The 13338-nt window shown below is 70.7% G+C and carries 10 protein-coding genes; 4 read left to right on the forward strand and 6 right to left on the reverse strand.

Going from position 1 to position 13338, the window contains the following annotated elements; translation table 11 throughout:
- Positions 1 to 10: 10 nt before the first annotated feature.
- Complete coding sequence (locus ACZ3ZE_RS25535; RefSeq protein WP_361624641.1) at positions 11 to 1192, reverse strand: pPIWI_RE_Y domain-containing protein; 1182 nt, start codon at positions 1190 to 1192, stop codon at positions 11 to 13.
- Complete coding sequence (locus ACZ3ZE_RS25540; protein WP_361624644.1) at positions 1138 to 2562, reverse strand: PD-(D/E)XK nuclease family protein; 1425 nt, start codon at positions 2560 to 2562, stop codon at positions 1138 to 1140. The genes ACZ3ZE_RS25535 and ACZ3ZE_RS25540 overlap by 55 nt, the downstream gene beginning before the upstream one ends.
- A 201-nt stretch (positions 2563 to 2763) precedes the next feature.
- Here ACZ3ZE_RS25540 and ACZ3ZE_RS25545 point away from each other — a divergent pair, with 201 nt between their 5' ends.
- Positions 2764 to 3666, forward strand: coding sequence for a serine/threonine protein kinase (locus tag ACZ3ZE_RS25545; protein WP_361624647.1), 903 nt, complete (start codon positions 2764 to 2766; stop codon positions 3664 to 3666).
- A 24-nt stretch (positions 3667 to 3690) separates the two neighbouring features.
- Here ACZ3ZE_RS25545 and ACZ3ZE_RS25550 read toward each other — a convergent pair whose 3' ends face one another.
- Entirely contained in the window at positions 3691 to 6429 is a 2739-nt protein-coding gene (locus ACZ3ZE_RS25550) for an AfsR/SARP family transcriptional regulator (RefSeq protein WP_467260819.1), read from the reverse strand.
- 644 nt (positions 6430 to 7073) lie between these two features.
- Between ACZ3ZE_RS25550 and ACZ3ZE_RS25555 the strand changes: the two genes are divergently transcribed.
- Together ACZ3ZE_RS25555 and ACZ3ZE_RS25560 are read left to right on the forward strand one after the other, a co-directional pair.
- A complete protein-coding gene (locus ACZ3ZE_RS25555) occupies positions 7074 to 7841 on the forward strand; it encodes a hypothetical protein (protein WP_361624656.1) in 768 nt (255 codons plus the stop codon).
- Positions 7838 to 8131, forward strand: coding sequence for a DNA-binding protein (locus ACZ3ZE_RS25560; RefSeq protein ID WP_361624659.1), 294 nt, complete (start codon positions 7838 to 7840; stop codon positions 8129 to 8131). Before ACZ3ZE_RS25555 ends, ACZ3ZE_RS25560 begins: the two co-directional genes overlap by 4 nt.
- Positions 8132 to 8204: 73 nt before the next feature.
- On the opposite strand, the gene ACZ3ZE_RS25565 is transcribed toward ACZ3ZE_RS25560, so the two are convergent.
- The 3 genes from ACZ3ZE_RS25565 to ACZ3ZE_RS25575 form a co-directional block, all read right to left on the reverse strand.
- Complete coding sequence (locus ACZ3ZE_RS25565; protein WP_361176873.1) at positions 8205 to 9758, reverse strand: MFS transporter; 1554 nt, start codon at positions 9756 to 9758, stop codon at positions 8205 to 8207.
- A 100-nt stretch (positions 9759 to 9858) separates the two neighbouring features.
- Positions 9859 to 10257: a RidA family protein gene (locus tag ACZ3ZE_RS25570; RefSeq protein ID WP_361176871.1), complete on the reverse strand. Its 399-nt coding sequence runs from the start codon at positions 10255 to 10257 to the stop codon at positions 9859 to 9861.
- Entirely contained in the window at positions 10254 to 11492 is a 1239-nt protein-coding gene (locus ACZ3ZE_RS25575) for an acyl-CoA dehydrogenase family protein (RefSeq protein ID WP_467260821.1), read from the reverse strand. The genes ACZ3ZE_RS25570 and ACZ3ZE_RS25575 overlap by 4 nt, the downstream gene beginning before the upstream one ends.
- 225 nt (positions 11493 to 11717) lie before the next feature.
- Here ACZ3ZE_RS25575 and ACZ3ZE_RS25580 point away from each other — a divergent pair, with 225 nt between their 5' ends.
- Complete coding sequence (locus tag ACZ3ZE_RS25580; RefSeq protein ID WP_361178808.1) at positions 11718 to 13334, forward strand: AMP-binding protein; 1617 nt, start codon at positions 11718 to 11720, stop codon at positions 13332 to 13334.
- The last annotated feature ends 4 nt before the right edge of the window (positions 13335 to 13338 follow it).

Raw genomic sequence — 13338 nt, forward strand, 5'->3', positions numbered from 1 at the left:
CGGTGTGAGGCTACGCACTGGCGGCCCCTTCTCCTAGATGGTGCACGAGTTCGTCAGGGGTGGTCAGCACCAACCGTTCCCTGGCCGTTTCGGGCAGCGCCGCGGTGAAGGCGGCCCGGTATCCGGGGCGCTCGGCGAGCCGTGGGGGCACCGCGACGAGGGTGCGGTCGGCGATCGGCGGGCTGTCCGCGAGACGGGCGGCGAGGAGACCGGGTTGAAGGCGGTCGTAGACCCGTACGCCGGTGTTCTTGAGTACGGCGCCCCGGACGTGGAAGGCGTTCAGATGGTCCGGTACGCTCTGGTGGGCGATGCCTGCGGCGTCGAGTCGGCTCAGGACGTCTTCCTCCGTGCGATGCGGGAGGACGAGGAAGACCCGCAGGGATCGTCGGAGCACCAGGCTGAGCTGGGGTTTCCGGACGGCCTCAAGCTCCGTGTCTCGTGGGCAGTCCTCGCCCTCGCACCAGACGTCGACGCGGGATGCCCCCGGCCCCGCGAGCGGTGCCCTCCGGTCCCCGGGCAGCGCCGGCAAGCGGCAGGAGCGGCAACACGGGAACACCCCCTGGACCCTCAGGAACTCCGGCACGGGCTGATAGAGCTCCTTCACCAGGCTCCACACGACCCTGTCCCAGCCGGACGAGCGCCGATGGCGGTCGTCCTGGCGGACCACAGGGTTGCGTGCCAGGAACAGGCGGCAGCGCTGGAACCGTGCGGCCGTCCCGCTGCGCGCCGCCAGGTCGCGCAGCAGCACGCGGGCCTCCGTCGCCACCCCGTCGGGCCCGTGTGCCGCCAGTTCGAGGCAGGTGCGGGTGGGCATCCGGCCGTGGGCGTCCACCAGGGTGGCGCCCGGAGCGACGAGGGAGGCGGGGCCATCGAAGAGCCGGTCGTCCGCCGTCCTGTGCCGGCACCACTCCCACAGCTCGGGGAGGCTGGTCGGCGGGGTCTCCCCGATGTCGAGGCAGTGCGCCACCGTACGGTCCAGCGCGCGCTGGGCCATGCCCGGGTAGGGCAGGGTGAACGATCGGAGGTCCTCCGCTTCCGAGAGGACCACCACCATGCGGGCGAGGTCACGGAGGAGTCCGGTGCCCCGCGAGCCGTCCGCGTGTACGGTGCCACCGGAGTGGCCAGGTGTCCCCGCCCTCACGCGGCGGCCTCGGTCGTGACGGACTCCGAACACCAGCGAGCCGCTTCGCACCGCGTGCAGGCGCGGCCGGGGACGGCCGGGTAGGAGTCGTCCTGGTGCCAGTCGGCCACCATCGTCCGCAGGACCTGTTCCGCCATCGTGCGATTGGCCGCGGCGAAGGGGTCGATGACCTCCAGGTCGGCGCCACCGGGGCGCAGGACCTCCAGCTCGACACGGGCGCGCTCCTGGCCGCCCCCGAGATCCCCGCGCGCCACGAGCAGCACCGCGAGGGCGAGTTGGGGATACCGCTCCAGCAGTGGCTGCTTCGAGCGCCGCTCGGCGACGGTGGACTTGGTCTCACGCCACACCCACGAGCCCGCGTCGCGGTAGAGCAGGTCGGGTGCCGCCATCACCACGACGTCCGCGGCCGGGTCGTACCGGACCACACGGGGTTCGGTACGGATGTCCGTCCCGTCCTTCACGCATCGCATCGGGCATACCGCGGCGTGCCGGCGCAAGAGTGATGCGCCCAGGGCCCGTTCAGGGTCGGGGAGGTCGAACCCTTCTGGCACCCACTGCTCGGGGACGTCGGCGGTGCACGGCCGGGTGGAAGTGTGCCGATCCGCGAGATAGGCGTGCAGCGCTCGGCCCCGCTCCGCCGTCGCCTCCCGTTCGACCGCGTCGACGGTGGGCAGATGCAGGCGACGCATGTGGTCGCGTGCGGGACAGGCCGTGTAATTGCGCCCGTTGGTCACCGACCACGTCCGCCTCGGCCGACCGCTCGCCTCGACTCCCAGAATTCCGGGCGCGGTTCGAAGTGCCGGACAGACACCCATGAACGGACAGTCGGCGCACGAGCCGCCGGGCCGGAACTCCCGTCCGTTCAGGAGCTCGGTCAGCGCGCCCGGGCCGTGCTGACGATAGCGGGCGACCGCCTGCGCGTGGCTCCCGGAGAAGAGCTCACGCGTACGGCCGTCGAGGAGGGCGAACTCCACGATCCTCACGCGCTCCGGCCTGGGGCCGGGATTGCCCTCGGCGAGGACGAGGGCCGCAGCCGCGATGAACTCCTCGGATGGAAGGGCGGCGCCGAGCCTGTGGACCGGGAGCCGGAGTTCGCGCAGCGCCCCGTCCGGAGAGGCCAGGCACCGGCCCCACACCGTGAATCTGTACTCCTCCACACTCCGCGCCTCGGCGGTCGCCGGCCGGTAGCGGTAGGCCCATCGTTCGGCCACCTCGTCCAACGGGTGTCCGGCGTCGGTGGGGAAGGCCTGGTCGTACATGGAGAGCCCGTGTTCCGTCCAGGCCCGGAGACCGTCGTGCAGCGGCGTGGTGCGCGACCCGCCCGGGCGCGCGGACGTGGAGCGGCCACGGGCGTCGCAGGCGTCCATGAAGGGACCGAGCGTGAAGTGCTCCAGTCGCTCGCGGCGACGCGGAACCGGCACCAGCGGAAGGTATCCGCGGGCTTTGAGAGCGTCAGCGGCCGGACAGCGGAATTCCCCTCTCTTGAACATCCCGACGGATACCGTGATGACTTGGGAGGTTCGGCGCACCCCTTCCGGGGGAAGCCAGGGCTGTGACATTTGTTCTCCTTTCACCGGGTGTGATGAACCGGCTCTTCCGAGGCCGGCCGAAAGTGAGGTTCCATGGACGCGATCGAAGAGATCAGGAATGTCGAGAAGCGTTACCAGGTGCACGAATTCCTTGGTGAAGGAGGGTCCGGAGACGTCTTCATCGGTCACGATCCGAAGGACGGCACCAAGGTGGTCGTCAAGGTGCAGAAAGCCTGGAGGGTTTGGGAGCGTGAGGATCACGCGAGCGAGGGAAGGAAGCTGATCGAAGAAGGCGAGGCCATGCGAAGGCTCAGCGGACACCGGGGAATCCCCCGCCTTCTCGCGACCGGAACGTACAGGGACGACGTCTGCCTGGTCATGGAATTCATCGAAGGGCAGCCACTGCGCGACGTCCTGGCGGGCAAACGGCCGGTCAAGCACCTCGGAATCGTCGCCTCGGTCATCGGACAACTCTGCGAAATCCTGTGGCCGATCCATGGAGAGGACTTCGCGCACGGCGACCTGAAGCCCGAGAACATCATGGTGGAGCCCGACGGACGGCTGCGTCTGATCGACCTGGGGCTAGCCGCCAGAATCGGCCAGCCGACGCAGGAACCGCACGGCACTACGGGATACGCCTCGGACGAGCAACTCGAGCCTTGCGCGAAGGGCCTGACCGGCCAGTCAGACATCTTCTCTCTGGGCTGCATCCTGCTGGAGATGGCGGTCATGCGGCTGCCCTACGGCGGGGCGGAGAAGCGAGTCGAGCGCGGATATCCCGTGCTGCCGCCCGACCGGCTCGCCGCGATCCCTCCGGAGTTTCGGGACCTCGCCCTGCACATGGTGCAGTGGGACCCCGAGGACCGCCCGCGGGACGTGCGCGAGGTGATGGACCGGATCCGTCGCTTCCTGCCCTCGCTCGGGGACGGGCGGCCACCCGGGATGCTGGACCCGGACCCCACGGAGTACTACCGCACCTTCCCGCCCGGACTGTGAGACCTCGTCGCCCACCGGGCGGCATCACCTCAGCTGCTCCAGGCGCTCACGGATCTCCTGCACGTCCGCGCCGTCCATCCCCTCACGCAGCACCTGGACCCGCTCCAGCTCCGTGATCGCCTCAGAGGCCCGCCCCGCCGTCACCAGGACCTCCGCGAAGAGCACGCGCGTCTTGTCCTCGTCGGTCCACTGCTCCTGCTCCTGGTAGATGTCGCACGCCAGCCGGTAGAGGGAGAGGGCCTCCTCCCGCTCGTCGCGCGCGAGATGCACCTTCGCCAGGGTGAACAGGATGTCGGCCCTGCCTCGGCGCTCCTCCGTGCGCTCGACCACACGGAGAGCGTCCGCGCACCACCGCAGCGCCTCATCGCACTCGCCCCGGTCGGCATGGACCGCACCGATCCCGTTCAGCGCCTGCGCCTCCCCCACCGGCTGCGCCAACTCCCGGTACAGATGCAGGGCTTGACGGAAATGGTCCTCCGCCTGCTGTGTCTCGTCCTGCTTGCGGAGGTTGAGCGCCATCGCGTACAGCGACCGGGCGAGGCTGAGGCGGCCGGTCTCGCTGGCGTCCTGCCGACTCAGGAGGATCGCCCGTGCCAGATTGGGGGCGGCCATCTCGAACAGACCCTGGCGCCACAACGTCCCCGCCAGCATGCGGCGCACCATCGCTTCGTCGACCGGGGTCGCCAACCTGCGTGCGGCCTCGCCGGCCTCACGAAGATCGCGGACCGTGTCGTCCAGGTAGCGGCGATTCCACTGGTAGGTGACCATGACCATCGGTAGCAGCCAGACGTAACGATCCATACCTTGCGTGGCCGCCAGAGCCCGACAGTTCTTGATGGTTTCGCTCTCCACGTCCAGCCAGGCCATGGCATCCTCCGGGGAACTGACATCGGCTACTGTCACGCCGTCGGGATCACCGAGGGGCAGTTCGCGCTGAGTGTCCAGGACCTGGTCGCAGGCCCGGATGTTGTGCAGCTGGTGCTCCATGATCTGTTGCACGGTGGCCCGTTCGAGGGCCGTTGCCTCCTCCGAGGGCAGCGGGTGCAGGTCGTGGCGGGCGAACAGGCGCACCAGGTCGTGCAAGCGGTACCGCTTGGACTGCGCCACCACCAGGTTGGCCGCCACCAGCTCCCGCAACGCCCGCTCCGTGCGCATTCCCTGGACCACCGCGCCCATGTCCATCACGGCCTGCCACGACACGCTGGGCCCCGGATGCACGCCGAGCTGCCAGAGCAGCACCCTCGCTTCCTCACTGAGCACACGTACGGAACAGTGCAAGGCCGCCCGGACCGACAGCTCGTCCTGGGGATAGTCCAGTCCGTCCAGTCTCTTTCGCTCCTCTTGCAGTTCCCTCACCAGGTTCACGATGGCGTTCAGCGGACGATCGGCCAGGCGCCGCTCCACGATGGTGAGCGCCAGGGGCAGGTTTTCGCAGAGCTCGATCAGATCCCGGAAGGGGACCTCGTGTACGGCCCGATCCTTCTCGGACACCTTCTCCTGAAGCACCTTCAGGGCGTTCTCGTCCGACAGCGGCTCCACCGTGCGCAGGTACACGCCGGGGCCGGTCACGCCATCGAGCGCGTCCCGGCTGGTGATGATCACGGCGCAGGTGCCGACACCCGGCAGCAGAGGCAGGACCTGCTTGGCGTTGAACGCATTGTCGAAGAAGAGGAGAGCCGAACGGTGTGCCAGGGCGGTACGCAGCGCCTTAGCCTTGCCGTCCAGCCCTGTCACGGTGGCATACGGCGGCAGGGCGGCCAGGAGCTGGTCCAGAACATGTTCCGGGTCCGTGGGCGACGTACCTTCAGTGAACCCGTTCAATTCGGCGTAGAGAGCTCCGTCCGGAAATCGCTCCCTGAGCCGGTGCGCGAGCCGAAGGGCCAGAGCGCTCTTGCCCACGCCCGCCATACCTCTGAGGACGATCACCGCCGTCGTGCCCTGCTCCTGCGCCGCGCGGATGATCTCGGCTAGCTCGCCGATCAGGCTCTCCCGCCCGATAGGGGGCCGGTCCTCACGCGGCAGCTCGTTCGGGACTGGGCGTAGCGACGGCCCTCCCTTCGCGGGTGATTCACGGAGCCAGTCGATGACGATCTTGAGTTCTTCGTCCGGCTTCTCGTAGTCCCGTTGCCACTGGGCGATGACCCTGTCGCGCTCCCTTTGGGTCATGCCCCGGCCGTGCGCGGTCAGGTAGAAGCGGCGGATCTCGGGCACCTCGGGCGAGCGGGCGTACCACCCCAGCGACGCTTCACGAAGGAACTTCTCCTCCCGGGCCTCCTCCGCCGCCCGCATCAGGTCGCACGCGGCGGCCACGCGCTCACCACGCAACCGCTCCCTAGGCGCATGGAAGCAGCTCTCGGTGAGTCCGCGAAGCGGCTCGTCGTCCCACCATTCGTCCTCGGCCGCGCCGAGCAGCCTGAATCGCTCGGGCGCCGACTTGATGTCACGGGTCCGCCTCCACCCCTCCAGGAACCTCAGGTAGTCCACGCTGCCGGGCGGCAGCCTCAGGGTGCAGAACCCCGACTTGCCGGCATGCGGTACGCATGCCTCGCCTAACAGCTTTCTGAGCTCCTTGACGACCCAGTCCACTCGACCGACGGCCTTCTCCACGCCCGGCCAGAGGGCGTCGGCAACTTCCAGCCGGCTGCACCGGAACCCCTCGGAGGTGACCAGGAGGGCCAACAGTGCAGCCACTTTCCTTCTGCCCAACACGTGTTTCCTGCCCGCCACTTCCACGGTGATCGGGCCCAGCACACGCACTTCCATCAACGTTCCTCCGCGCACCACTCCTGGCGGGCCGACTCAAGCGGCCCGTTCGACGTCTCTGAACTGTGCGCAACGGGCGGCCACTTCACACACGGACGCTCCTTCACGCCCCCCCCGACGCTCAGTTATCGCTCAGTTTCACGTCAGCGGGGCTCCGGACCTCCAGGGCACGATGGATTCAGCCGCTCGCCAAAGGGTGAGAGAACGGCACGATTCGCCCTCAGGAAGGACCACCACCCCATGGCCAACCGCCCCAGGACCCGTCGACTGAGCCGGCTCAGGCTGTCGCCCGGGTTCCCTCCCACCCGGCGCCGCCAGACGCCCGACCCGATCGAGGGGACGACTCCGGCAACGCCGCGCGCCGAGACCCCGGACGCCTCGTCCACCGACAGCGCCTGAGGGGCGTCGACAGCGGGGCGCCCGTCCTGGGCGGGCGTCCTCCCGCTCCCCTCACGAGCCTGTAACGGCCTCTAGGTCCGCCGCGCAGTCTCTCGACCAACGCGTTCGGGGCTGTCCACACGCGTACAAAGGTGTGCTGCCCCGGACCACCCAGCCGGTCCGCCACACGGCGGCCTCGCCCCACTCCCCAGCACGTCGCTCTTCACCTTCTGCCGATATCCATCGGCGCAAAGAGAGGATATTTCATGACTCATTACCCTTCCACGAGCGTGTTCGCCTCGGTGAGGCTGCTGTTCGACACTCCGCGATTCAGGGAGGAAGCCCTGATCACGATCGCCACCGCTCCTGACGCGGTGACGCCGTCGAGGCTGACCGCCGTCGAGGCGCACCAGGCGCTCTACGGCCCCGAGGCGGACCCGCAGCTCGGCGCCGCGGTCTGGGAAGCGGTGCTCACCACCGCGCAGGCCGACCGCACGCCACACGGCGACGGGACGCTCCTGGCGATCTGGCTGGCCCTGCCACGGCTCACCGGGACCGCCACGCGGGTCTGCAAGCGGCTGCGGGCGGACCGGGTCGACGTCGAGGCCGAGATGGTTCTGGCCCTGATCGAGCAGCTGCGGACGCTGGACAGCACGGACCCTCTCGCCGTCGCGGCACTGCTGAAGGCGGCCCGCAACCGGGCCTGGGACTTCGCCCGCGCGGGCCTGCGCGAGATCCCGTCCACCCAGGTGGAGCGGATCACGCAGGACCGCTCGGTCACCGCGCCGGAGCGGATGGCGGACGCGCCCACGACCCGGCAGGGGCTGGACGTACGGGTGGACCGCCCGGACGGACCGGACGGCCTGCGCGCCTCGCTGCGCTTTCGGGTGCGCCCGGAGCACCTGCGGGACGCCGTTCTCGCCAGGCCCGCACAGGGCGCGGGGGCCGGCGAACCGGACCGCTGCCACCGGAGCCGCCGCTCCCGGCGGCGTGTCGGCACCCTGCCGATCCGCCCCACCGCGAGGCGGGCGTGAACGGCCGGGCCGACGGTCCGGTCGGCTTCACCGAGCTGTTCGACCTTCCGGTCGCGATCGACCTGCGCATGGCGGCCAGGGTGTTCGACATCTGCACGGCGACCGCCTACCGACTGAACCGCAGGGGCGAGTTCCCTTGCCCGGTCATTCGTCTGGGCGGCAAGTTCCGGGTGCCGACCGCGGCGTTGATGCGTACGCTCGGCATCGAGCAGCGGCCGCTGTACTCCTTGGATCCGGACGCGGACCCGGACCCGGACGCGCTGAGGGACGACCTGTGGGACATGCGCTAGCCCTCATGTGACCGTTCCCGGATCCGGACGTGTGCTGCCTCGGGGCCTGAGCCCCGAGGCAGCACACGTGACGTCAGCCCGCGCCCGGCATCATTCCGCCGCCCTTGAGGCGTTCGATGTCGGAGGGGCGGACCTTGATGGCGAAGACGGCGATCAGGAAGGAGACGATCGCGAAGGCGGCCGCGACGATGAAGCCGGCGGTGACGCCGCTGGTCAGGACCTGGTCGGCGAAGGATTTGGGGAGTTGGCCGGTCTTGGCGAACTGGGCTTTCTCCACTGGGCCGGCCTGGGAGAGGAAGGCGGGGACCTGGGTGTCGGCCTCGTTGCGGCTGGCCGTGCCGAAGACCGTCACCAGGATCGACAGGCCCAGCGAACCGCCCACCTGCTGCGTCGCGTTGAGGAGGCCGGAGGCCGCGCCCGCCTCATGGGGGGCCACGTTGGAGAGGGCCATCAGGGTGAGCGAGACGAACATCATGCCCATGCCCGCGCTGAGCACCAGCATCGGGCCGAGGATGCTGCCGACGTACGTGGAGTCGACGTTCGTGAAGGTCAGCCAGGAGAGGCCGGCCGCCAGGCACAGGGAGCCGACGACCATGAAGGGTTTCGGACCGTAGCGGGGCAGCAGTTGGGAGGTGATCCCGGCGAGGACCGCGATGACGGCGCTGACCGGCAGGAAGGCCAGGCCGGCTTCGAGTGGGCTGAAGCCCAGGACGTTCTGCACGAAGAGGGTGAGGAAGAAGAACATCCCGAAGATCGCCGCCGCGAGGCAGAGCATGATCCCGTAGGTGCCGGACCTGTTGCGGTCGGCGAACATGTGCAGCGGGGTGATCGGCTGCCGCGAGCGCCGCTCCACGAACACGAAGGCGACGAGCAGGATGACCGCCGTGCCGAACGAGGCCAGCGTGTACGGATCCCGCCAGCCTTCCTGCGCGGCGCGGATGAACCCGTAGACCAGCGCCACCATGCCCAGGGTCGAGGTCAGCGCGCCGGAGATGTCGAAGTGTCCGGGGTGTCGTTCGGACTCCTTGACGTGCCGGGGCGTGAGGAAGGCGATGAGCAGGGCGATGGGCACGTTCACGAAGAACACCCAGCGCCAGTTGAGCCATTCGACGAGCAGCCCGCCGGCCAGCAGTCCGATCGCGCCGCCCGCCGCCGAGACGCCCGCGAACACGCCGAAGGCGCGGTTGCGTTCGGGGCCCTCGTCGAAGGTGGTGGTGATCAGGGAGAGGGAGGTCGGCGAGGCGATGGCGCCGCCCACGCCCTGGAGGGCGCGTGCGGCGAGCAGTTGCCACTCCTCCTGGGCGAACCCGCCGAGCAGAGAAGCGAGTCCGAAGAGCAGGACGCCGAAGATGAAGGTACGGCGGCGGCCGAGGATGTCACCCGCGCGGCCGCCGAGGAGCAGCAGGCCGCCGAAGGTGAGGGTGTAGGCGTTGACCACCCACGACAGGCTGGTGGTGGAGAAGCCCAGCGCGCTCTGGATGTGCGGGAGCGCGATGTTCACGATGGTGATGTCGAGAACGACCATCAACTGGCAGGAGGCGATCACGAAGAGAGCGATGCCTTTGCCGTCGCCGCCCTTCTTGGGGGCGGCGGCCTGCTGCGGGGTGGTCGGCTTGGGTGTACTCATGGCGCATCGCGCCCTCACCTGAGGCAGCCGTGGGCCGGTCAGTCCACCTTTTGACCCTAAGCCCACCCCCCGCACGTGACCAGTTGATCTACGACAGGCCCTAGCGGAGCACGGCGAAGCCGTCGAGTTCCACCAGCGCCTGCTCGTCCCAGAGGCGTACGGCCCCGATCACGGCCATCGCCGGATAGTCCCGGCCCGCCAACCGGTGCCAGATGTGCCCGAGTTCGGCGGCGTGCCGCCGGTAGTCGGCGACGTCGGTGGCGTACACGGTGACCCTTGCGAGGTCGGCGGGCGAGCCGCCGGCGTGCCGGAGGGCCGTGAGCAGGTTGCCGAGCGCGGTCTCGAACTGCTCGGGCAGCGTCTCGCCCGTCACCTTGCCGTCGCGGTCGAGGCTGGTCTGCCCGGCGAGGAAGACGATGCGGGAGCCGGTGGCGGTGACGGCGTGGCTGAAGCCGGTGGGCGGGGAGAGGTCGGCCGGGTTGTGGCGGTGCAGGCTCATGACGTCACCTCTGCCCGCGGCTCGGCCCCGGAATGCCGTTCGTGCGATGCGGGCGACGCGTGCGGCCTTGCGGAGTGGCGTTCGTGCGGCATTCCGTCGCGGGTGGCCGCGTTCCGGTAGAGCTCCTTGGCGATGATCGTGCGCTGTACCTCGGTGGCCCCCTCGTAGATGCGGGGCGCCCGCACCTCCCGGTACAGGTGTTCGAGGAGGTGTCCGCGCTGGAGGGCGCGGGCACCGTGCAGCTGGACGGCGGCGTCGACCACGTACTGGGCGGTCTCCGTGGCGAGCAGCTTGGCCATGGCGGCCCGGCGGGGCACGTCCGGGTCGCCCCGGTCGTGGGCCTCGGCCGCCGCGTAGACGAGCAGCCGGGCGGCCTCGGTACGGGTGGCCATCTCGGCGACCTGGTGGGAGACGGCCTGGAGGTCGGCGAGGACACCGCCGAAGGCGGGGCGGCCGGCGGTGTGGGCGAGGGTCGCGTCGAGGGCGGCCTGGGCCATGCCGACGGCGAAGGCGCCGACGCTGGGCCGGAACAGGTTGAGGGTGTTCATGGCGACCCGGAAGCCCTGCCCGGGCTCCCCGAGGAGGTCCTCGGGCCCGACGGGGACGCCGTCGAAGGCGAGGCCGCCGATGGCGTGCGGGGCGAGCATGTCCAGCGGCTCCCCGGTGAGGCCGGGCCGGTCGGCGGGGACCAGGAAGGCGCTGACGCCCCGGGCGCCGCCTGCGCTGTCGGGGTCCCCCGTACGGGCGAACACGACCGTGAAGTCCGCTTCAGGCGCGTTGGAGATCCAGCGCTTCTCGCCGTGCAGACGCCAGCCGCCCGTGGAGGGGTCGGGGACGGCGCGCAGGGCCAGGGCGGCGGCGTCGGAGCCGGCGCCCGGTTCGGAGAGGGCGAAGGCTGCGACGGCGCGGCCCGCGACGACCTCGGGGAGCCAGCGCCCGCGCTGCTCGGGGGTGCCGAAGGCGGCGACGGGGTGGGCGCCCAGGCCCTGGAGGGCGAGCGCGGTCTCGGCCTCCGTGCAGACCTGGGCGAGGGACTCGCGCATCAGGCACAGGTCGAGGGCGCCGGAGTCGAAGAGCCGGGCGAGCAGGCCGAGCTCGCCCAGGGCGGCGACGAGGGGCCGGTTGACGTGCCCGGGCTCGCCCTTGTCGGCGAGCGGCCTGAGCTGCTCGGCCGCGAGGGTCCGCAGCCGCGCACACCAGGTGGTCTGTTCCGGATCGAGCGAGAATGCGGGCATGTGGGCGCCCTCTCTGGCGCGCTCGCGCGCCGACGGCGGGACGGGCCGGGACGGGGTCCGTCCGGTGGTCTCCCGGGCCCGGCCGGCCGGGTCGAGGAGGCCACTCGGAGCGCGCCGCCCAGACCGACGTATCGCGAACCGTTGACTGTCGTCACCATCACGATACGCTCGTTGGGCGACGGTCGACCCCACCACGACGATCCCACCCGACAGGGGGACGGACGCATGGAGCTGACGCCCTCGGCCCACCAGGACACCTTCGCCCGCGACCATCTGCCACCCGGCGAGCAGTGGCCGCGCCTGCTGCTCGACCTGCCCGAGCTGGCCTACCCCGACCGGCTCAACTGCGGAGCCGAACTGCTCGACCGCACGGTGGAACGATTCGGCACCGAGCGTCCGGTCTTCCGCGACGCCGAGGACGGCCTGTGGACGTACGGGCAGCTGCGCGACCGGGTCGACCGGATCGCCCACGTCCTCAGCGACGACCTGGGCGTACGCCCCGGCAACCGGGTCCTGCTGCGCGGCCCCACCACCCCCTGGCTGGCGGCGTGCTGGCTCGCGGTGATGAAGGCGGGCGCCGTCGCCGTCACCGTCCTCGCGCAGGCGCGGGCCGGGGAGCTCGCGGTGATGTCCGAGATGGCCCGGTGCAGCCACGCCCTGTGCGACGTGCGCGCCGTGGACGAGCTGGTCAAGGCGGAGGTGCCGGGGCTGCGGATCACCCCGTTCGGCGGCGAGGGCCCCGAGGACCTGCTGACCCTCGCCATCGGCAAACCGGACCGCTACGAGGCCGTGCCGACCGCGGCGGACGACGTGGCGCTGATCGCCTTCACCTCCGGCACCACCGGACGGCCCAAGGGGTGCATGCACTTCCACCGCGACGTGCTCGCCGTCGCCGACACCTTCTCCGCGCACGTCCTGCGCCCGGAGCCGGACGACGTCTTCGCCGGCTCCCCGCCGCTCGGCTTCACCTTCGGCCTGGGCGGGCTCGTCGTCTTCCCCCTGCGGGCCGGGGCGTGCGCGGTCCTGCTGGAACAGGCGGGCCCCAAGCAGCTGCTCGCGGCGATCGACCGGCACCGGGTGTCGGTCCTGTTCACGGCGCCCACCGCGTACCGGGTGATGCTCGACGAGATCGGCGACCACGACCTCGGCTCGCTGCGCCGCTGCGTCTCCGCGGGCGAGAACCTGCCGGCCGGGACCTGGCGGGACTGGCACGAGCGGACCGGTGTGAAGCTGATCAACGGCATCGGGGCGACGGAGCTGCTGCACATCTTCATCGCCGCCGCCGACGGCGACATACGCCCGGGCACGACCGGGCGCCCGGTGCCGGGCTGGCAGGCCCGGATCGTCGGGCACAACGGGCGGGAGATGCCCGACGGCGAGGAGGGCCTGCTCGCGGTGCGCGGCCCCGTCGGCTGCCGCTACCTCGCGGACCCGCGCCAGACGGAGTACGTGCGGGAGGGCTGGAACATCACGGGCGACACATACGTCCGCGAGCCGGACGGGTACTTCCGCTATGTGGCCCGCGCCGACGACATGATCATCTCGGCCGGGTACAACATCGCGGGCACCCAGGTGGAGGAGGTCCTCACCACCCACCCGGACGTACTGGAGGCCGCGGTGGTGGGCCGCCCCGACACCCTGCGCGGCCAGATCGTGGTGGCGTACACGGTGGTACGCGACGGCGTGCCGCGCGACGCGAGCACCGCGGCGGCCCTGCGCACCTTCGTACGGGCCCGGCTGGCCCCCTACAAGTCACCACGGGAGATCGTCTTCCTGGACGCGCTCCCCCGCACGGCGACGGGCAAACTGCAGCGCTACCGGCTCCGCGACGCCGGTGCGTGACGCC

Source organism: Streptomyces sp. NPDC023157, assembly GCF_055560575.1.